The organism is Glaciibacter sp. 2TAF33, assembly GCF_052114945.1.
Lineage (GTDB): Bacteria > Actinomycetota > Actinomycetes > Actinomycetales > Microbacteriaceae > Cryobacterium.
The window spans coordinates 159283-178458 of sequence record NZ_JBFRFS010000003.1 but is presented as its reverse complement, the minus strand read 5'-3'; the positions used below and the strand labels follow the sequence as shown (position 1 = coordinate 178458).

General features: G+C 68.3%; 15 protein-coding genes and 3 tRNA genes. 13 read left to right on the top strand and 5 right to left on the bottom strand.

Going from position 1 to position 19176, the window contains the following annotated elements:
• The first annotated feature begins 91 nt into the window (after positions 1 to 91).
• The gene (locus AB4Y94_RS03920) at positions 92 to 913 is read left to right on the top strand and encodes a PPK2 family polyphosphate kinase (RefSeq protein WP_441725192.1); all 822 of its coding nucleotides are present in this window, start codon (positions 92 to 94) and stop codon (positions 911 to 913) included.
• 116 nt (positions 914 to 1029) lie between these two features.
• Positions 1030 to 2391 (top strand): APC family permease, encoded by a 1362-nt coding sequence (locus AB4Y94_RS03915; protein WP_441725010.1) that lies wholly within the window; start codon positions 1030 to 1032, stop codon positions 2389 to 2391.
• A gap of 15 nt (positions 2392 to 2406) precedes the next feature.
• On the opposite strand, the gene AB4Y94_RS03910 is transcribed toward AB4Y94_RS03915, so the two are convergent.
• Positions 2407 to 3639, bottom strand: coding sequence for an isochorismate synthase (locus tag AB4Y94_RS03910; RefSeq protein ID WP_441725007.1), 1233 nt, complete (start codon positions 3637 to 3639; stop codon positions 2407 to 2409).
• Between the two features lie 100 nt (positions 3640 to 3739).
• Here AB4Y94_RS03910 and AB4Y94_RS03905 point away from each other — a divergent pair, with 100 nt between their 5' ends.
• From AB4Y94_RS03905 to AB4Y94_RS03895, 3 genes are read left to right on the top strand one after another with little or no spacing between them, the layout of a single operon-like run.
• Entirely contained in the window at positions 3740 to 4480 is a 741-nt protein-coding gene (locus tag AB4Y94_RS03905; protein WP_441725004.1) for a class I SAM-dependent methyltransferase, read from the top strand.
• Between the two features lie 33 nt (positions 4481 to 4513).
• Complete coding sequence (locus AB4Y94_RS03900; RefSeq protein ID WP_441725001.1) at positions 4514 to 5599, top strand: polyprenyl synthetase family protein; 1086 nt, start codon at positions 4514 to 4516, stop codon at positions 5597 to 5599.
• 13 nt (positions 5600 to 5612) lie between these two features.
• Positions 5613 to 6998: an FAD-dependent oxidoreductase gene (locus AB4Y94_RS03895; protein ID WP_441724998.1), complete on the top strand. Its 1386-nt coding sequence runs from the start codon at positions 5613 to 5615 to the stop codon at positions 6996 to 6998.
• Positions 6999 to 7017: 19 nt separating this feature from the next.
• Here the strand turns inward: AB4Y94_RS03895 and AB4Y94_RS03890 are convergent, their stop codons facing one another.
• Both AB4Y94_RS03890 and AB4Y94_RS03885 read right to left on the bottom strand, forming a co-directional pair.
• Positions 7018 to 8370 carry a transaminase gene (locus AB4Y94_RS03890; RefSeq protein WP_441724996.1) on the bottom strand — a complete coding sequence of 451 codons (1353 nt, stop codon included), beginning with the start codon at positions 8368 to 8370 and terminating at the stop codon, positions 7018 to 7020.
• Positions 8371 to 8435: 65 nt separating this feature from the next.
• Positions 8436 to 8924, bottom strand: coding sequence for a YajQ family cyclic di-GMP-binding protein (locus AB4Y94_RS03885; protein WP_441724994.1), 489 nt, complete (start codon positions 8922 to 8924; stop codon positions 8436 to 8438).
• 141 nt (positions 8925 to 9065) lie between these two features.
• Here AB4Y94_RS03885 and AB4Y94_RS03880 point away from each other — a divergent pair, with 141 nt between their 5' ends.
• The gene (locus AB4Y94_RS03880) at positions 9066 to 10202 is read left to right on the top strand and encodes a YihY/virulence factor BrkB family protein (protein WP_441724991.1); all 1137 of its coding nucleotides are present in this window, start codon (positions 9066 to 9068) and stop codon (positions 10200 to 10202) included.
• 35 nt (positions 10203 to 10237) lie between these two features.
• Here the strand turns inward: AB4Y94_RS03880 and AB4Y94_RS03875 are convergent, their stop codons facing one another.
• Positions 10238 to 11257: a LacI family DNA-binding transcriptional regulator gene (locus AB4Y94_RS03875; RefSeq protein ID WP_441724989.1), complete on the bottom strand. Its 1020-nt coding sequence runs from the start codon at positions 11255 to 11257 to the stop codon at positions 10238 to 10240.
• 178 nt (positions 11258 to 11435) lie between these two features.
• Between AB4Y94_RS03875 and AB4Y94_RS03870 the strand changes: the two genes are divergently transcribed.
• The 3 genes from AB4Y94_RS03870 to AB4Y94_RS03860 all read left to right on the top strand — a co-directional run bounded on the left by AB4Y94_RS03870 (position 11436) and on the right by AB4Y94_RS03860 (position 14089).
• Positions 11436 to 11517 (top strand) — tRNA-Tyr (locus AB4Y94_RS03870).
• Between the two features lie 32 nt (positions 11518 to 11549).
• A complete protein-coding gene (locus tag AB4Y94_RS03865; protein WP_441724987.1) occupies positions 11550 to 12383 on the top strand; it encodes an inositol monophosphatase family protein in 834 nt (277 codons plus the stop codon).
• A 287-nt stretch (positions 12384 to 12670) separates the two neighbouring features.
• Complete coding sequence (locus AB4Y94_RS03860) at positions 12671 to 14089, top strand: M23 family metallopeptidase (RefSeq protein ID WP_441724985.1); 1419 nt, start codon at positions 12671 to 12673, stop codon at positions 14087 to 14089.
• Positions 14090 to 14420: 331 nt separating this feature from the next.
• On the opposite strand, the gene AB4Y94_RS03855 is transcribed toward AB4Y94_RS03860, so the two are convergent.
• Positions 14421 to 16124, bottom strand: coding sequence for a glycoside hydrolase family 13 protein (locus tag AB4Y94_RS03855; protein WP_441724982.1), 1704 nt, complete (start codon positions 16122 to 16124; stop codon positions 14421 to 14423).
• A 221-nt stretch (positions 16125 to 16345) separates the two neighbouring features.
• On the opposite strand from AB4Y94_RS03855, the gene AB4Y94_RS03850 reads away from it, so the two are divergent.
• From AB4Y94_RS03850 to AB4Y94_RS03835, 4 genes are all read left to right on the top strand, one after another.
• A tRNA-Thr gene (locus AB4Y94_RS03850) sits at positions 16346 to 16417 on the top strand.
• A gap of 37 nt (positions 16418 to 16454) precedes the next feature.
• Positions 16455 to 16528: transfer RNA gene (locus tag AB4Y94_RS03845), tRNA-Met, on the top strand.
• Positions 16529 to 16660: 132 nt separating this feature from the next.
• Positions 16661 to 18481 carry a thiamine pyrophosphate-requiring protein gene (locus tag AB4Y94_RS03840; RefSeq protein ID WP_441724979.1) on the top strand — a complete coding sequence of 607 codons (1821 nt, stop codon included), beginning with the start codon at positions 16661 to 16663 and terminating at the stop codon, positions 18479 to 18481.
• Between the two features lie 10 nt (positions 18482 to 18491).
• Complete coding sequence (locus tag AB4Y94_RS03835; protein ID WP_441724977.1) at positions 18492 to 19148, top strand: DNA-3-methyladenine glycosylase I; 657 nt, start codon at positions 18492 to 18494, stop codon at positions 19146 to 19148.
• The last annotated feature ends 28 nt before the right edge of the window (positions 19149 to 19176 follow it).

Here is a 19176-nt window from a genome sequence, read left to right as displayed (position 1 = left end):
CAAGAAACGTGGGAAGAACACCAAGAAGTCAGGGTCTCCGAAGCCGAACGCCGGGAGCGCTTACGCCGAGAAGTTCTGGTCCCAGGACCCGATCGACCTGCTCCGGGTGAAGAAGGGATTCCAGCTCGCGGGGGTCGACACCGGCAGCACCCCGGGCTTCCTCGGCAAGAAGAAGGATTCGACCGGCGCACTCGACGAGGGCGCCGGCGTCTTCTCCCACCTGCAGGAGATGTTCTACGCGAACAGCCGGGACGGTGATCCGCGGAAGATCCTGCTGGTCCTGCAGGCGATGGACACGGCGGGCAAGGGCGGAATCGTGCGGCACGTGGTCGGTTCCGTCGACCCGCAGGGGATCCAGTACACGTCGTTCAAGGCGCCGACGAAGGCGGAGCTCACCCACGACTTCCTCTGGCGCATCCGCAGGCACGCACCGCGTAACGGCATGATCGGCGTCTTCGACCGCTCCCACTATGAAGACGTCCTCATCGCCCGGGTGCGTTCACTCGCCCCGGCAGCGGAGATCGAGAAGCGGTACGACCAGATCAACCAGTTCGAGCAGGAGCTGGCCGACGACAGCACCACCATCGTCAAGGTCATGCTGCACATCAGCTCCGACGAGCAGAAGTCGCGGCTGGCCGAGCGTCTCGCCCGGCCCGACAAGTACTGGAAGTACAACCCGGGCGATGTCGACGAGCGGATGCGATGGGACGGCTATCAGGAGGCTTACCAGGTCGCGATCGACCGCACCTCGACGGGCGCCGCGCCCTGGTTCGTCGTGCCGGCCGACCACAAATGGTATGCGCGGCTGGCCGTGCAACACCTGCTGATCGACGCACTCCAGCGGATGCACCTGGACTGGCCGGCCGCGACATTCGACGTGGCCGCTGAGCAGGCGCGCCTCGCCGCCTCCTAGCCGCCACAGTCCGGTCCCACCCTCTCCGGAGTCGTTTTCTTCGCTGCCGCCCTTCTCCGCGCCGGCCACTCGCCCTACGGTGGGACAGGCCGCGGCGTCGAGAGAGAAGGGTGGTCATGACAACCGACACAACCGAGGCGACAAGCGATCTCGCAGCGCCAGCAAAGCTCAAGCGGGCGATCACCGGCCCGCTGCTCTACCTGTTCATCCTGGGCGATGTCCTCGGCGCTGGTATTTACGCACTCATGGGGGTGCTGTCCGCCGAAGTCGGGGGCGCGCTGTGGGCGCCGCTCATCCTGGCGTTGCTGCTGGCGTTGCTCACCGCCGGCTCCTATGCGGAGCTCGTGACCAAGTATCCGAAGGCCGGCGGCGCCGCCGTCTTCGCCGAGCGCGCGTTCAAGCGACCCCTGGTCTCCTTCCTGGTGGGGTTCAGCATGCTCGCAGCGGGAGTGACGAGCGCTGCGGGCCTCTCGCTGGCTTTTGCGGGGGAATACCTGGGCACCTTCCTTGACGTGCCGGCGATTCCGGCCGCCACCGCCTTCCTGGCCCTGGTCGGGTGCCTGAATGCGCGGGGCATCAGAGAATCGGTGCGAAGCAATGTCGTGATGACGGTGATCGAAGTCTCCGGCCTCGTCATCGTCATCGTCGCCGTCGCGCTGATGCTGGGCGGGGGAGGCGGCGATCTCAGCCGTATCGGCGAGTTCCGGAGCGGCGCCTCACCGGCCGTCGCGACCCTCGGCGCCGCCATTATCGCGTACTACTCCTTCGTGGGCTTTGAGACCTCCGCCAACATCGCCGAAGAGATCAGAGCCCCCAGCCGCGTCTACCCGCGCGCCCTCTTCGGAGCGCTCATCACCGCCGGTGTGGTCTACGTCCTGGTCGGTCTCGCCAGCTCGATCGCCCTCCCACCGGCCGAGCTTGCGAATTCGACCGGCCCCCTGCTCGCTGTCGTCTCGGCCAGCGGGGTTGCCATCCCCGACTGGATCTTCAGCCTGATCGCCCTCGTCGCCGTCGCCAACGGCGCCCTGCTGACGATGATCATGTCGAGCCGCCTCGCTTACGGAATGGCGGAGCACCGGCTCCTGCCGAGCGCCCTGGCACGAGTGCTTCCCGGGCGCCGCACCCCGCTGGTCGCAATCATTGCGACGACGGTCGTCGCGATGCTCCTGACGCTCGTCGGCGACCTGAGCCTCCTCGCCTCGACCGTCGTGCTGCTCCTGCTTTTCGTCTTCCTCAGCACCAACATCGCCGTGCTGGTGCTGCGCCGGCAGGCCGTGGAGCACAGCCACTTCCGCGTCTGGACGTTCGTGCCGGTGCTGGGGGTGCTGTCCTGCGTGTTGCTCCTGGTCCAGCAGAGCGCGGAAGTGTGGCTGTACGGGGCGATCCTGCTTCTGGCCGGAACGGTGCTGTACTTCCTCGCACAGCTCACCCGGCGGCGCGCTGCCGGCCGCGAGGGCCGCGCCGGAACCGGAGGGTAGGCCGGGGCCCGTCGCCTAGCTGAACGCTTCGACGATCGGTCGGAACTTCATTCGGGTTTCGGCGAGCTCCCGGTCCGGGTCGGAGTCCAGCACGATTCCGCAGCCGGCGTATGCGGTGATGTCGCCGTTGGGGGCGACCTGCGCACTGCGGAGGGCGATCGCCCACTCCCCGTCGCCGTCCGCGCCGACCCAGCCCACCGGACCGGCGTACCGCCCGCGGTCGAACGGCTCAAGTTCGCGAATCAGGGCGAGGGCGTCCTGGGTGGGAGTCCCCGCCACCGCCGCGGTCGGGTGCAGCGCCGCGATGAGGTCGAGTGATGTCGATCCGTCGCTCAGGGTGCCCTCGAGGTCGGTGGCCAGGTGCCAGAGGTTCGGTAGCTTCAACGTGAACGGCACCTCACTCGCAATGATGTGCGAGGTGTGCGGCCGCAACGATTCGAGCACGCTCTGCACCGCGAACTCGTGCTCGTCGCCGTCCTTGGGGGAGGTGGCCAGGGCGAGCGCGGCCTCGGTGTCAGCGACCGCGTCCCTGCCGCGGGACATCGTACCGGCCAGCACCCTGGCGTTGACTTCACCGTGGTCGGCACGGATCAGGGTCTCGGGGCTGGAGCCGATCAGGCCGTCGACCGCGTACGTCCAGCAGTCCGGGTAGCCGAGCGCGAGTTCGCTGAGGGCGCGGCGCACGTCCGACTCCGCCGGCAGGTGCCCGACCAGGTCGCGGGCGAGCACCACTTTGCTGAGGTCCCGCTTCGCGATGTGGTCGACGGCGTCCGCGACTGCAGTGCGGTAGCCGTCCGGGTCGAGCGCACCGGGCAGGAGGGAGATCCGGTACTCGCTACCGAGCGGATGCAGGGTGAGCGGAGTATTCGGAGCCGACGATCCGGTCGCCCAGACGCGGGTCACCCAGCACTCGCCGTTCTCCCGGCCGACGATGACCTCCGGCACGATCAGCACGCTGGTCTCGGCCGATGACTCGTCGAACGCGAACGCGCCGAACGCGAGCAGCCCGGTTCCGGTGCGCGCGAGCGGGTCTGTCACCGTCGCGGCGGCGACCACCTGCCGCCACGCTGCCGCGGCATCCGTCATGCGGGTGGGGCCGGAGAACTCGAGCCGCAGGGCGGTGCCCACACCGGCCAGCCCCTGGTTGCGCCGCATCCAGAGCAGCGGCTCCTGCCGGTCGAGCAACAGGATCAGTTGGCGAATGTCGGTGATCGGGGTGGTCTCGACCGTCAACGCCTGTACATTCACGGTTTCAGCCTACGCCGCGCCGCGCCCGCGGCCTGCCGGCGGGGATGGACAGCAGTCCGGCCGAGTCCCGGGAGCGCACCCGGCAATCTAGACTAGGGGAGTGAACAGAGCAGACCTCAGCAAGCAGCCGGCGCAGGTCGCCGCCATGTTCGACGAGGTCTCCACCCATTACGACCGCACCAACGCTGTGCTGTCCGTTGGCAACGCGGCGCTCTGGCGCGTGGCGACCACGCGCGCGGTGGCCCCGCGGCCCGGGGAACGCATCCTCGACATCGCTGCCGGAACCGGCACCTCGAGCGTGGCACTGACCGGCACCGGCGCCCACGTCGTCGCGGCTGACTTCTCAGATGGCATGATCAACGTCGGCCGGAGTCGCCACGCCGGCAACCCGCTGCTCGAGTTCGTGCAGGCGGATGCGACCGCACTCCCGTTCGGCGACGATGAGTTCGACGCGGTCACGATCTCGTTCGGGCTGCGCAACGTGGTTGAACCGAAGAAGGCGCTCGCCGAGTTCTACCGGGTGACCAAGCCCGGCGGGCGAGTGGTGATCTGCGAATTCTCCACCCCGCCGTTCGCACCGATCCGGGCCGGCTACTTCGCCTACCTGAACCACATCATGCCCGGCGTGGTCAGGCTCGCGTCCTCGAACGCCGAGGCGTACGACTACCTGGGTGAGTCGATCGCGGCCTGGCCGAACCAGAAAACCCTCAGCGGGTGGCTGCGAGATGCCGGTTTCAGCATGGTCGCCTACCGCAATCTCACCTTCGGGATCGTCGCGCTGCACCGCGGTGTCAAGGCCCCTGTCGTCCGGGGGCATTCCGACCGTTCCCCCTTCGTCTGAGCCCGCATCGTTCCTCATCGTTAGGCTGACACAGTGAAACCGAGCGCCCCCGTGGTCCGTCGCAGCGCGTCGATGACGTCGCAACTGGGCCTCACCGACCGCATCTTCTCCACGGCCGCCGACCGCGGCCTGGCGGCGGACATCGATGCGGGCATCGACCAGGTCGAAGCGATGCTGCTGGCCGAAGTCACCTTCACCGACGACATCGCCGACGTGACCGGCCGCTACCTGCTGAACGCGGGCGGCAAGCGGGTGCGTCCGATGCTGGCCCTCCTCACGGCGCACCTCGGCAACGGAGCCATTCCCGATGTCGTGACGGCGGCGACGGCGATCGAGATCACCCACCTCGCCTCGCTGTACCACGACGACGTCATGGATGACTCTGACCGCCGCCGCGGTGTTCCGAGCGCGCAGACCGTGTGGGGCAACTCCGTCGCCATCCTCACCGGGGACCTGCTGTTCGCCCGGGCGAGCCAGCTGATGGCCCGCCTCGGGGAGCGCGCCATCCGCTTGCAGGCCAACACGTTCGAACGCCTGGTGCTCGGCCAGCTGCACGAAACCGTCGGCCCGCGCCCGGGCGAAGACGCGGTGCAGCACTACATCCAGGTGCTGGCGGACAAGACCGGCTCGCTGATCGCGGCGGCGGCGCAGGCCGGCGTCGTCTTCTCCGACGCGCCCGACGAATTCGAGCAGCCGGTGATCGCTTTCGGCGAGAAGATCGGCGTGGCCTTCCAGCTCATCGACGACGTCATCGACCTGTCGCCGCAGCCGGAGGAGACCGGCAAAGTCCCCGGCACCGACCTCCGCGCCGGCGTGGCGACGCTGCCCCTGCTGAAGCTGCGCGCCCTCGCACCAACGGATGCCGCTGCCGGCGACCTGCTCGCCCGGCTCGAACGCGACGTGCTGGCACGGGTGGGGCAGCCGAACACGCCGGACGACGTGACGGCCGCCGACGCGGCCATCACCGCGTTGCGCCAGCATCCCGTGACCAGCCAGACACTGTCCGAAGCCCACCGGTGGGCGGGGGACGCGGTCGACGCGCTCGACTCGCTTCCGAAGGGCTCAGTGAAGAAGGCGTTGACCCGCTTCGCCGAAACCATCGTTGAACGATCCAGCTAGAGAGACCTCATCCATGACCAAGTTGCGACTGGCCATCATCGGCGCAGGCCCCGCCGGCATCTATGCCGCTGACATCCTCCTGAAGTCGGAGCGGAACTTCGACGTCTCGATCGACCTGTTCGACCACCTCCCCGCCCCGTACGGCCTCGTGCGCTACGGGGTCGCTCCCGACCACCCTCGGATCAAGGGCATCATCACCGCACTGCGCGAGGTGCTGGACCGGGGGGACATCCGCTTGTTCGGCAACGTGCGCTTCGGCACCGACATCACCCTGGACGACCTGAAGAAGCACTACAACGCGGTCATTTTCGCCACCGGTGCGGTGCAGGACGCCGACCTCAGGATCCCCGGCATCGAGCTGGACGGTTCATACGGCGCGGCGGAATTCGTGAGCTGGTTCGACGGCCACCCGGACTTCCCCCGCAGCTGGCCGCTGGACGCCAGGGAGGTGGCGGTGATCGGCAACGGCAACGTCGCCCTGGACGTCTCCCGCATCCTCGCCAAGCACGCCGACGACCTGCTGTCCACCGAGATCCCCGACAATGTGTACCAGGGCCTGGCCGAATCTCCCATCACCGACGTCCACGTCTTCGGACGCCGGGGTCCGACATCCGTCAAATTCACCCCGCTCGAGCTGCGCGAACTCGGGCAGTTGCGCGACGTGGACATGATCGTCTACGACGAGGACTTCGACTACGACGACGCCGCCCGCGCCGCCGTGGCCAGCAACAAGCAGGTCTTCGTGATCGACAAGGTGCTGAACCAGTGGCGGCAGCGTGAGGTGGGCCAGGCCAGCCGTCGGCTGCACCTGCACTTCTTCGCCAAGCCGCTCGAGGTGCTCGACGACGGCACCGGCCGGGTCGGCGGATTCCGTTGGGAGCGCACCGCGCCCGACGGCGAGGGCGGCGTGGTCGGCACCGGGGAAATCCGCGAACTGCCGATCCAGGCGATCTACCGCGCGGTCGGCTACTTCGGGTCACCGCTGCCCGGCGTTCCATTCGACAAGAAGCGCGGCGTGATCCCCAACCGTGAAGGCCAGGTGCTGCGGAAGGCCGACCCGTCCAGCGGCACGCCGACCTGGACCGAGCAGATGTACGGCGTCTACGCCACCGGCTGGATCAAGCGCGGCCCGGTCGGCCTGATCGGGCACACCAAATCGGACGCCATGGAGACCGTGCGGCACCTGATCAACGACCTCGGCAACTGGTGGCGGCCGGAGTCGCCGACGGAGGCCAGCGTGCTGGAACTCCTCGACTCGCGCGGTATCAAGTACACCGACCTGTCCGGCTGGCACAACCTGGACCAGCACGAACTCGCCCTCGGCGAATCCTCCGGCCGCACCCGGATCAAGGTCGTGCCGCGCGAGGACATGGTGGAGATCTCCCGCGACGAGAGCTGACCCTCGCCGCGCGGCGGAGTCAGCGGGACAGGAGCTCGCTGACGGCGCCCTCGAACACGTCGAGGTGGGCTTCGACGTCGGCCGCGCTGGTCTGCGGCGACATCAGCGCCATGTTGTGGAACGGCGTCAGCAGGATGCCGCGGTTGGCCAGGTACAGGTGCAGGAAGTCCTCGAGTTCCGGGTCGGCCGCGGCGTGCGCCTCGGTGCCGGTTCGCGGATACGGGCTCGCGAACCGGTACTCAGCCCTGGCGCCCAGCTGGTTGATCGCCCACGGCAGGCGGTACTCGTCGATGACGCGCTGGATGCCCGCGGTGAATCGAGACGCGGCGGCGATCATGCCGTCGAAGGCGGCATCCGTCAACACGTGCTCGAGGGTGGCTCGGGTGGCGGCGATCGAGAGCGGGTTGCCGGCGAGAGTGCCGCCGACGCCGCCCATGTCGATGAGGTCCAGGTCGGTACGGGCCAGCGCCTGCTCGGCCAGCTCGGCCGAGAGGCCGTATGCCGCGCTCGGAATACCTCCACCGATGGCCTTGCCGATCACCACGATGTCGGGCTCGAGGCCCCACGCGCGGGTGGCTCCGCCCGGCCCGGCAGAGAAGGTGTGGGTTTCGTCGATGATCAGCAGCGCCCCGTATTCCCGGCAGAGACGCCGTACGGCGTCGTGGTAGCCGGGCTCCGGGAGCACGATACCGATGTTCGTCAGGGCCGGCTCGATCAGCACGGCAGCCACGTCGCCGTGCGCGAGTTGGCGTTCGAGGCCCTCGATGTCGTTGAACTCGGCGACCCGGCTGGTGACGGTGACGTCGGTCGGGGCGCCGACGTTGCCCGGGCGGCTGACGCCCTCGTCCGTGGCGCCGACCACGATCAGCGATTCGTCGACGCTGCCGTGATAGCAGTAGCTGTGGAACAGGATCTTCGGTTTTCCGGACAACGCTCGCACCAGCCGGATGGCCCAGCGGTTCGCATCCGTCGCGGTGAGCGCGAAACTCCACTCGGCCATGCCGAACCGGCGGCTGAGCTCTGCGCCGACCCATTCCGCGTCCTCTGTCGGCAGCATCGTGGTCAACCCGCCCGACGTGACCCGCCGGGTGACCGCCTCGACCACCGCCGCGGGCGAATGCCCGGCCATCGCGCCGGTGTCACCCAGGGCGAAGTCGATGTACTCGTGACCGTCGATGTCGGTGAGCCGGTTGCCGCGGGCGTGGTCGAAATACACCGGGAAACCGCCGGCCTTCTTGTTCATCCAGGTCATCGGCACGCCGCCGAACAGGTGCGCCGCGTTAGCGTAGGCCGCGGCGGACTTCGGGTGGGTGCGGGCGAAGGCGCGCCTCTCGCGCCCGGTGAGTTCCGCGAGCCGATGGCGGTCGATCATGACGCTCCTTTGCGTTGGCTGACCTGGATTGAGCGACGGATGCCGCGGCATCCGTTCGCGGGCGGCTAGCGGAAGTTCACGAACTGGAGCGCGACGTCCAGGTCCTTGCCCTTGAGCAGCGCCATGGTCGCCTGCAGGTCGTCGCGGCTCTTGGAGCTGACCCGCAGTTCGTCGCCCTGGATCTGGCTCTTCACGCTCTTGGGAGCCTCGTCGCGGATGATCTTGCTGATCTTCTTCGCGTTCTCCTGGTCGATCCCGGCCTTCATCGATGCCTCGATGCGGTATTCCTTGCCGGAGGCGAACGGGTCGCCGGCGTCGAGGCTGCGGAGGGAGATTCCGCGCTTGATCAGCTTCGCCTCGAACACCTCGAGGATCGCCTTCACGCGGTCTTCCGAGTTCGCCTTCATGAGCACCTTGTCGCCGCTCTGCTCGATCGACGCGCCCACGTTCTTGAAGTCGTAGCGCTGGGCCACTTCCTTCTGGGCCTGGTGGAGGGCGTTGTCAGCCTCCATCTGGTCGACCTTGCTGACGATGTCGAATGTTGAATCTGCCATGCCTGCCATCGTACCGAGAAGGACGTCAAAGCGGGCCGCATGGTAACCGTTCGCGGCCCGGAGCGCAGCCCCGTAGGGAGAGATGCTCGCCGCGGGTACCGTATCGAAAGCCTGGGCCACTGGACGCGGAGGGAAACGCTGATGTCGACACGAACACAAGAACGGGAACCGGAGAGCGGGCGCGAAGACAGCGTCGCCAAGAGCCGGAACGCGCCGCACCCGGAGGACGACAGGAAACCGGACAACGTTACTGAAGTGAGCAAGCCGGCCTGGAAGTACATCTTCAAGCGCACTCTCCACGAGTTCTCCCGGGACAAGTGCACCACGCTTGCGGCCGCGCTCACCTACTACGCCGTCCTGGCCATGTTCCCGGCGCTGCTCGCGTTGCTTTCGTTGCTCGGCATCTTCGGCCAGGCCAAACAAACGACGCGCATCCTCATCCAGGTCGTGTCGTCGGTGGGAGATCCGACGGTGGTTGCGGTGCTGCGGCAACCGATCGGACAGCTTGCCAGCAACTCCAGCGCCGGGTTTGCGCTGGTCGTGGGGATCGTCGGTGCGATCTGGTCCGCCTCCGGTTATGTCGGTGCCTTCGCCCAATCAATGAATCGGATCTACGAGGTGGACGAGGGCAGGCCGATCTGGAAGCTCCGGCCGGTGATCCTGTTGATCACAGTGATCCTCCTGCTGATCGCGGTTGTGATGGCGTTGCTGCTGGTGGTTTCCGGACCCATCGCCCAGGCGATCGGTGATGCCATCGGCCTCGGGGACACCGCGCTGACCGTGTGGAACATCGCGAAATGGCCGATCCTCGTCGCGTTCGCGATCGTCATGATCGCGGTGCTCTATTACGGGACGCCCAACGTCAAGCAGCCGAAGTTCCGCTGGATGAGCATCGGTTCGGCGATCGCGCTGGTCGTGCTGGCCCTGGCCTCGCTCGGCTTCTTCTTCTATGTCTCCAACTTCAGCAACTACAACAAGACCTACGGAAGCATCGGCGGCATGATCGTCCTGCTCCTCTGGCTCTGGATCGCGAACCTGTCCCTTCTGTTCGGAGCCGAATTCGACGCGGAGATGGAACGCGGACGCGAGCTGCAGGGCGGGATCGAGGCCGAGGAGACCATCCAGCTCCCGCCGCGGGACACCAAGCAGAGCGAGAAGAAGCTGGCGAAGGAAGAGAAAGACGTGGACAGCGGGCGGGAGGTCCGGGAACAGCACTCCGATTCCGAGCCCAATCCAGCCGCCGAGAACGCAGTTGATGGGTCTAAACGGCGCTCATAACCCCAACGAGTGCGTTCTCGGCGGGAGAGGGTAGGTCAGGGCGCGGGCGGGCGTGCGGTGCTTGAGCGCACGATCAGCTCGAACGGCATCGGGGTACTGAGGCCGGCCTGGTCGCGCACGCCGGGATGCAGTTGGTCCATCAGGATCTCGACAGCCTTCTCACCCTGGCCCTTGGGGAATTGGGCGATGGTGCTGAGCCCGAAGAAGTCGGCCAGCTCGTGGTCGTCGATGCCGATGATCGACACGTCCCGCGGCACGACCAGGCCGAGGTCCCGCGCGGCCAGGATGCTGCCGATCGCCATTTCGTCTGACGTTGCGAAGATCGCGGTCGGGCGGTCGTGCGGGCTGCCGAGGAGCTGTTTGGCCGCTTGGTATCCGCCGCGGATCGTGAAGTCCGCTGCCTGGACGAGCTCCGGCGCAAGCGGGATGCCCGCCGCCTGGAGGGCGGCCTGGTAGCCGAAACGACGGTTCGTCGGCAGGTGGAAGTCGAGGTCGTAGTCCTTGTTGCCGCCGATGTGGGCGATCCGGGTGTGCCCGAGTGCGAGGAGGTGCTCGGTGGCCAGGCGGGCAACGGCCACATCGTCGATCATGAGCGTGCGCACGCCCTCGATCGGTCCCCCCACCCCCACCAGCGGCTTGCCGAGCGCGTGCAGGCTGCCCACCTCGCGCTCGGTGAGTTCCAGCGATATCGCGATCACGGCATCCACTCGCTGACGCAGCAGGAAGTGTTCGAAGACGCTGCGTCGCTCCTCGCCGCCGCCGGTGAGGTTGTAGAGGGTGAGGTCGTAGCCGTTTCGCAGCAGCGACTGCTGGGCGCCCTCGACAACGCTTGAGAAGAACCAGCGGCCAAGGACCGGCACGACGACGCCGATGTTCTTCATGCGACCGGATGCCAGGCTCGACGCGTTCGACGACACCACGTACCCGAGAGCCCCGGCCGCGGCCTCGACCTTCAACTTCGTGGTCGGCGACACGTGCCCGTTGCCGCTCAGCGCGCGCGACACCGTGGCGGTGGAGACGCCCGCGCGGCGGGCAACCTCATCGATGCCGACCATGGATTCCTCCGTTGTGGCAGCGTCGCTGCATGTGCTGAGCGTGATGAATGGCTGGTTCAGATCATAGCGAGGGCGCCGCGGGGCTACCCGCCGGGGGCTGATTTCGTCCAGCGGGATTCACCTTGTATTCTGAGTGCGCGTCTCCGGTCAGGTGGAAACATATGGTCGGGTGCGCAATGGCGAGTTACCCAAGCGGCCAAAGGGATCTGACTGTAAATCAGACTGCTCAGCATTCGGGGGTTCGAATCCCTCACTCGCCACTGTATTCAGGACAGCGCTGTAGCGTTGACGGATGACTTCACGCGCCTCAGCAGACCTGCTCACCCTTGCCCGCGAGACCGCTGTGACCGCGGGGAACCTGGCGAAACTGCGTCGCTCAGAGGGCGTCGAGGTCGCGGCCTCGAAGTCCGCGCCGGAAGACATCGTCACCCACGCCGACCAGGAGACCGAGGCGCTGATCCGCCGACTGTTGACCGATGCCCGCCCGGATGACGGCTTCTATGGGGAAGAATCGGAGGCCACTCCGGGCACGTCGGGGCTGACCTGGGTGGTCGACCCGATCGACGGCACGGTCAACTTCCTCTACGGCATCCCGTCATATGCGGTCAGCATCGCCGTGGTGGAGGGCGACCCTGACCCCACCACCTGGACCACCCTGGCCGGCGCCGTGTACAACCCCGCCGCCGACGAGTTGTTCACGGCCTCCGCCGATGGAGGGTCGTTCCTCGGCGACCGCCGCCTGCGGGCCAACACCGGCGTCCCGCTCTCGCTCGCCCTGGCCGGCACCGGGTTCGGCTACAACGCCGCCCGCCGGCAGCGGCAGGCGCAGGTGGTGACCGCGCTCGTCGGGCAGGTGCGGGACATCCGTCGCATCGGCTCAGCTGCCCTCGACCTGTGCGCCGTGGCCGCCGGACGGCTCGACCTCTACTACGAGCGCGGGCTCAACCCCTGGGACCACGCCGCCGGCGCGCTTGTCGCCCGTGAGGCCGGCGCCCGGGTGGGCGCGTTCGGCGGTGGCCGAGAAAGCGCCGACCTGCTGATCGCGGCGGCACCGGACCTCTATGACACGCTCGAACCCATCCTCGAGGACTTGTTCGCACAATTCATGAACGAAGACGGGCACTAGCGATCCCTCCCGTGCGCCCGCTTGCCTGCCCCGAGATTACGCGGATCTGGCAACAATCCGGTGAACGACGGGTGAACCAGAGTCGGGCCGGCCGCCCCCGTTTATGGGGGCATTCGGGCCGGTTCGCTTTGAAATCCCGGCGACGGCGGGTTAGCCTTTACCGATTCGTTATTTTGGCACTGGCCAAGATGAGCACCTCTAATCATTCGCCTCTGCCGGAAGAAACCGCCCTTTTGTCACGTCAAACCGCTGCATCGGATGCCTCTGCATCCGGTGTCGGTGAACCCGTGGCAGCGGATCTGACGACGGATGTCCCAGCCGCGGATCGGCCGCTCACTCGCCGGGAGATCCGCGAGCGTGAGCGCCAGGCCGCGACGCGCAACGCGCTGGACCTGGCTCCCGCCGGCATCGTTCAGTCCGCCGTGCCGGTCGTTGGACCGGCCGTCGTGCCGGCCGTCGTGTTGCTCGCGTCCGCGGAGCCGGCAGCGGCGGCAGAACCCACCTCGGCTGCAGTGCCCGTCGTCTCCGATCCACCCATCCTCCCCGATGCGGCCGAGGGCCTCCCCGGCAGCATCGACCTCGCCGACCGTGTCATCGCTGCCCCCGCACCGGCCGATGCCCCGGTACCCGACATCGCGCAGCTGCTGACTGACGTGCCAACGACGACCACCTCGACGCCGATCCAGCTGCCCACCCGCGCGCGGTTGCGGAGTGAATTGCGCGGGACTTCGCAGTCCGGCGCCGGGCGGACAGGCGCCTCGCCGGCAGCCCCGCAGCCGACTATTCTCCAGCAGCCCAGCGGCGACGAAGCCACAACCGGCACCACTACCCAGCAGGTTGCAGGCCCGTCCGAGTCGACCCGGCGGTCCTCAGCCCGGCGCGCATCCTCTGCACCGGCATCCGCTCCCCGCGCATCCGCTGCCCGGCCGGCTGCCCGGCGCGCGAATGCGAAGCCGGCCATCGAGCCGGCGTCCACCCGCGCCGCCATCCGCGTTCGCCGCGGCGCCGCAAAGGGTTTGAGCTTTGCCGCGATGGCGTTCGTCGCGCTGATGGCTGTCTCCACTTCATTGCCCGCCGAGGCGCTGCTCTCCTCCGCCGATGTGCAGGCCGCCGCCGTCGCCGCCCGCCAGTCCGCTCCGGCCGCCCCGGCCCAGACCCTGGACATGGCCACGGGCACGGACACCATCTCGGTCGAGCGCGACGGTTACGAGTCCAAGAGCATCGCCGAGGTCGCAGCGGCCAGCGGCATCCGCCTCGAGGCGACGTTCACCAACAACCCGAACGGCACGATCCAGTGGCCGTTCGCCGTCGGGGTTCACATCGGCGACCACTTCGGCTACCGCAACTGCGCCGGCTGCTCGGTCAACCACGGCGGGCAGGACTTCAACCCCGGTATCGGTGCTCCGATCCAGGCCATCGCCGACGGCGTGGTCAGCCTGGCGGAGGACGGCGAGGGCAGCCTCGGCGTGCACATGATGATCGACCACATGATCGACGGCAAGAAGGTCACCAGCGTCTACGCGCACATGATCCACGGCTCGATGAAGTTCAAGGTCGGCGACGTGGTGAAGGTCGGCCAGGTCATCGGCAACACCGGGAACACCGGTATGTCCACCGGCCCGCACCTGCACTTCGAGATCCGCCTTGGCGGCAAGGACGGCACCCACGTCGACCCGCTCGACTGGCTCTACGCCAACGTGAACTGACCGTCACACTGCCTCCGGGCCGGCCACCGCGGGTCCTCTGCATGTCGCGGGGCGTATTGCGCGCTGAATGCCGCCCGCTGAATGCCGCGCGCTGAATGCCGCCCGCTGAGTGCCACGCGCCGTCGCCCGTCCCGCCCGCCCGTCGCCTCGTGCGCGTCTCCGGTTCGCTCCGTGCGTAACTCCTGCAAATCAGGTGGCGCCGCGCGGGACTTCCGCAAAAAGACGCGGCAGCGCCCTGAGCGCCTGCGCGAATTGCAGGAGTTACGCACTCGGGCGCGGCGAGACTGCCCGCCCGGTGAACGGGGCGGGCCCGCAAGCGGGAGTTGACCGGTTAGACGCGCAGCCAGACGGTGGTGTCAGCGGGGAGCACACGCCCGGAGCCCAGCGCGTCACTCGAGAGCAGCACCTCGCCGTCGGGCAGGCCGACGGAGGCCGACCCGGTGTTCCCGATGACCGTCACGGCCCCGTTGCGGTACGCCACGACGTCCTTCCCGAAGCCGTCCAGCCACTCCACGGTTCCGGTGCCGAGGCAGAGGTCGCGGCGGAGTCGCAGTGCCTGCTTGTACAGTTCGAGGGTCGAGCCCGGCACGCCGTCCTGCCGGTCGCGGGCGAGCAGCGCCCACTCCGTCGGCTGGGGGAGCCAGCTGGCCTGCGACGGGCCGAACCCGTACGAGGGAGCTGTCGCTTCCCAGGGGATCGGGACCCGGCATCCGTCCCGGCCGTACCGCTCCCCGTTGCTGCGGAACCAGGTCGGGTCCTGTCGCGCCGAGTCCGGCAGGTCGATGACCTCCGGCAGGCCGAGTTCTTCGCCCTGGTAGAGGTAGCTCGAACCCGGCAACGAGAGCATCAGCGACGTGGCCGCGCGCGCCCGGCGGAGTCCCACCGCCTGGTCGGGCAGGCCCACCGTCTTCGGCCCGATGCCGGCGCCCTGCAGGTTGTCGGCGGTCAGGGCCAGCCGCGACGCATGCCGAACGACATCGTGATTCGAGAGCACCCAGGTGCTCGGCGCCCCGACCGCGCCGAACGCGTCAAGCGACGCGTTGATCACGGCCTTGAGGGCCGCCCCCTCCCACGGCGTCTCGAGGTAGGCGAAGTTGAAAGCCTGGTGCATCTCATCGGCCCGCACCCAGCGGGCGACGTGGCTGAGCGGGTCGACCCACGCCTCGGCGGCCAGGATCCGCTCTCCCGGGTACTCTTCCAGCAGCTCGCGCCAGTCGCGGTAGATCTCGTGCACGCCGTCCTGCGCCCAGTACGGGGCCGGAACCTCCGGCTCGGCACTGATCGACGGCTCGAGCGAGGCGGTGCCGCCGCCCATGCTGCCGCCGTCGACCGGCGGGTGGTAGTCAGGCAGCCCGTCAGCCTTGATCATGCCGTGCGCAACATCGACACGGAAGCCGTCGACGCCGCGGTCGAGCCAAAAGCGGAGGATGCCGCGGAACTGCTCGCGCACCCACGGGTTCTGCCAGTCCAGGTCGGGCTGGGACGAGTCGAACAAGTGCACGTACCACTGCCCGGGTACGCCGTCCCGATCGGTCACCCGGGTCCAGGCCCGGCCGCCGAACACGGAGTCCCAGTTGTTCGGCGGGAGCTCCCCATTCTCGCCGCGGCCGTCGCGGAAGATGTACCGGCCGCGTTCCTCGCTCCCGGCCCCGGCGGCAAGCGCAGCCTGGAACCAGGGGTGGTCGCTCGACGTGTGGTTGGGTACCAGGTCGACGATGACGCGGATGCCGCTGGCGTGGGCCGTGTTCAGCATCAGGTCGAAGTCGGCGAGGGTCCCGAAGAGCGGGTCGACGTCGCAGTAGTCTGCGACGTCATACCCGGCGTCACGCTGGGGAGACGTATAGAACGGAGAGAGCCAGATTGCGTCAATCCCCAGCTCGAGGAGGGCCGGGAGCCGGTTGGTGATGCCGGCCAGGTCGCCCATGCCGTCACCGTCGGCGTCAGCGAACGAGCGCGGGTAGATCTGGTAGATGACGGCGGTGCGCCACCATTCCCGGCCGGGCTGGTCCAGAACATGCGTCGAAGAGGCACTCATGTGCGACACACTACGGCATCCCGCGCGCATTGGAAGCGTTTGCACTTACCCCGTGCGACCCACCACCTCCGCGAGAACGCAGTAGTTGGGTCTAAGAGGCGCGGATAACCCCAACGAGTGCGGGTTCGCGGGGACGGGGGCGGTCACGGACGGGCGGGAGTGATGATATTCTTTACCGGTTGCCAAAAACGGCGGCGCTGCTTCGTCTCGTGTGAAGCTTCGCCCCCTTAGCTCATTGGTAGAGCACTTCCTTGGTAAGGAAGAGGTAGTGGGTCCGATTCCCACAGGGGGCTCAGGCTTGGTTCGCGCTTCGGCTCGGGTCACAGTCGCGGCGGGGTAGCTCAGGTGGTTAGAGCACACGGCTCATAATCGTGGTGTCGCGGGTTCAAGTCCCGCTCCCGCTACAACACAACATTCGGCGAACAGGCTCGCCCTCGTACAGGGCCCGAGATCAGCCCACCGTCGCACCCGGTGCCCCGGCCAATCGGGCGTACCATGGCGCCCATCGGCAGTAGGCGACGCGGAGGGTGAGTGACGTGGGCGAAAAAACGGTAGCGGATGCCGTGGTGGAGCGTTTGCAGGACTGGGGCGTCGGCCGCATCTTCGGTTACAGCGGCGACGGAATCAACGTCTTCATGGAAGCGCTGCACCGCGCCGAGTCGACGGGCGGGCCCGAATTCATCCAGGCCAGGCATGAGGAGAACGCGGCGCTGATGGCCGTGGGCCACGCCAAGTACGCCGGCGGCGTCGGCGTGGTGACCGCCACCCAGGGCCCGGGAGCCGTGCACCTCCTGAACGGGCTCTACGACGCGAAGCTCGACAGTGTGCCGGTGGTCGCGATCATCGGCCAGCAGAAGCTGAGCGTGCTCGGCTCGGCATACATGCAGGAAATCGACCTGCTCACGCTGTTCAAGGACGTCGCAGCGCAGTTCGCCGGCCAGATCAGCACGCCGGACCAGGCGCTGATGGTCATCGACCGGGCCTTCCGCACCGCCCTGGAGACCAGGTGGCCGTGCGTCGTCATCCTCCCGCACGACGTGCAGCTGGAGCCGGCGCCGACCCTCGAGCAGGAGCACGGCATCGTGGTCACCTCCCCGACCTGGCACCAGGCCCGGGTGCGGCCCTATGACGAGGACCTCGCCGCGGCCGCCGAGGTCCTTGCCGCGGGCAGCAGGGTTGCCCTGCTGGTTGGCCAGGGTGCGCGTGCCGCGGAGGCGCAGGTCGTGGCGATCGCTGACCGGCTCGGCGCCGGCATCGGCACCAGCCTGCTCGGCAAACCCTACGTCGACGAGTCCCTGCCGAACGCCGTCGGCACGATCGGCCACCTCGGAACGACGGCATCCGCTCACCTGATGGGCGGCTGCGACACCCTGCTCATCATCGGATCGAACGACCCCTGGACCGAGTTCTATCCACCGCCCGGCGCCGCGCGGGCCGTGCAGATCGATATCGACGGTCGGAAGATCGGCAACCGGTACCCGATCGAAGTGGGCCTGGTCGGCGATGCGGCCGAGACCCTGGATGCCCTGCTCGACCTCATCCCGGCCCGAACTGTCGCGTCCGACGGGGGCTGGCGGAACGAGGTCGAGCAGGAGGTGGCGGCGTGGCACGCGCTGGCCACCGAGCGGGCGATGACGCCGGCCGACCCGGTGAACCCGGAGCGCGTGGTCTTCGAGTTGAACGCCGTGCTGCCGGCCGACGCCCGGGTCGCGGTGGATGTCGGCAGCTGCGTCTACTGGTACGCCCGGCAGTTGCGCCTGCCGCGGGGGGCCCCGGCGCACCTGTCCGGCACGCTCGCGACCATGGGCTGCGGGGTCCCCTACGGGCTGGCCGCGAAACTCGATGCCCCGCAGCAGCCGGTGGTGGTGCTGAGCGGCGACGGGGCCATGCAGATGGCCGGACTCGCCGAACTCATCACGGTGAGCCGGCTCTGGCCTGGCTGGTCCGACCCGCGCTTCGTCGTCTGCGTGTTCAACAACGGTGACCTGGCCGAAGTCACCTGGGAGCAGCGGGAGATGGAGGCGGAGCCGCGGTTCCCGGCCAGCCAGGCGCTCCCCGACTTCCCGTACGCCGGCTACGCCGAACTGCTCGGGCTGACCGGCATCCGCGTCGACGACCCGGAGGCGCTGGCCGGAGCCTGGGAGCGGGCATTCGCCGCCGACCGCCCGGTGCTGATCGAGGTGATCACCGACCCGAATGTGCCGCTGCTTCCGCCGTTCCCGGCCGGCGCGGAGAAGCTCGAGTCGATGCGCGAGGGCCTGGAAGCCGAAGGCGCGGAGGGGGAGGCCGCGCGCCGGCTCCTCGACGTGTACGCAGGGCAGGAGGAGCGCCTGCGCGGTTCGCGTCCGACCGGGTAGCGTGGTGCAGGTGGATCAGACGGATGCGACAGGGGCGGCCCCGCCGGTGGTCCGCGGTGACGACGGACTCGCCCGGCCGACCTGGGCGGCGACCGATCCGCTCCTCCGCGACTACTACGACACCGAGTGGGGCATGCCGGTGCGTGACGAGCACGGGCTCTACGAGCGCATCAGCCTCGAGGCGTTCCAGGCCGGGTTGTCGTGGGCCACGATCCTCCGGAAGCGTCCCGCCTTCCGGGAGGCGTTCCACAACTTCGACCCCGACGCGGTGGCACAGTTCACGGATGCCGACGTCGAGCGACTGCTCGCCGACGCCGGAATCGTGCGCAACCGGATGAAGATCGCCGCCGCCATCACCAACGCGAAAGCGACCGTCGCCCTGCGCGCCGAGGGCGGCCTGGTCGACTTCGTCTGGTCGTTCCAGCCCGCCACCACGCCCGCGCCGCGCTCATACGCTGAGATCCAGACCACCTCGCCGGAATCGGTGGCGCTCTCGAAGGGGCTGCGTGCGAAGGGATTCGCGTTTGTCGGCCCGACCACCATGCACGCGCTGATGGAGGCGATCGGCATGATCGACACGCACCTCGTCGACAGCCACCGGCGCGGCACGTCCGGCGTATGGGCATCCGTACCCCTGCACGGCGCACTTTCCGGCGATGCGCGGTAGTTGCGCAGCAGTGCGGCAGGCGCGCCAC

What these genes read in the sequence shown, in the direction of transcription:
- AB4Y94_RS03915 (WP_441725010.1), top strand. Translation starts at nt 1,030, where the DNA reads ATGACAACCGACACAACCGAGGCGACAAGCGATCTCGCAGCGCCAGCA.
- AB4Y94_RS03895 (WP_441724998.1), top strand. Translation starts at nt 5,613, where the DNA reads ATGACCAAGTTGCGACTGGCCATCATCGGCGCAGGCCCCGCCGGCATC.
- AB4Y94_RS03890 (WP_441724996.1), bottom strand. Translation starts at nt 8,370, where the DNA reads ATGATCGACCGCCATCGGCTCGCGGAACTCACCGGGCGCGAGAGGCGC.
- AB4Y94_RS03885 (WP_441724994.1), bottom strand. Translation starts at nt 8,924, where the DNA reads ATGGCAGATTCAACATTCGACATCGTCAGCAAGGTCGACCAGATGGAG.
- AB4Y94_RS03880 (WP_441724991.1), top strand. Translation starts at nt 9,066, where the DNA reads ATGTCGACACGAACACAAGAACGGGAACCGGAGAGCGGGCGCGAAGAC.
- AB4Y94_RS03875 (WP_441724989.1), bottom strand. Translation starts at nt 11,257, where the DNA reads ATGGTCGGCATCGATGAGGTTGCCCGCCGCGCGGGCGTCTCCACCGCC.
- AB4Y94_RS03865 (WP_441724987.1), top strand. Translation starts at nt 11,550, where the DNA reads ATGACTTCACGCGCCTCAGCAGACCTGCTCACCCTTGCCCGCGAGACC.
- AB4Y94_RS03855 (WP_441724982.1), bottom strand. Translation starts at nt 16,124, where the DNA reads ATGAGTGCCTCTTCGACGCATGTTCTGGACCAGCCCGGCCGGGAATGG.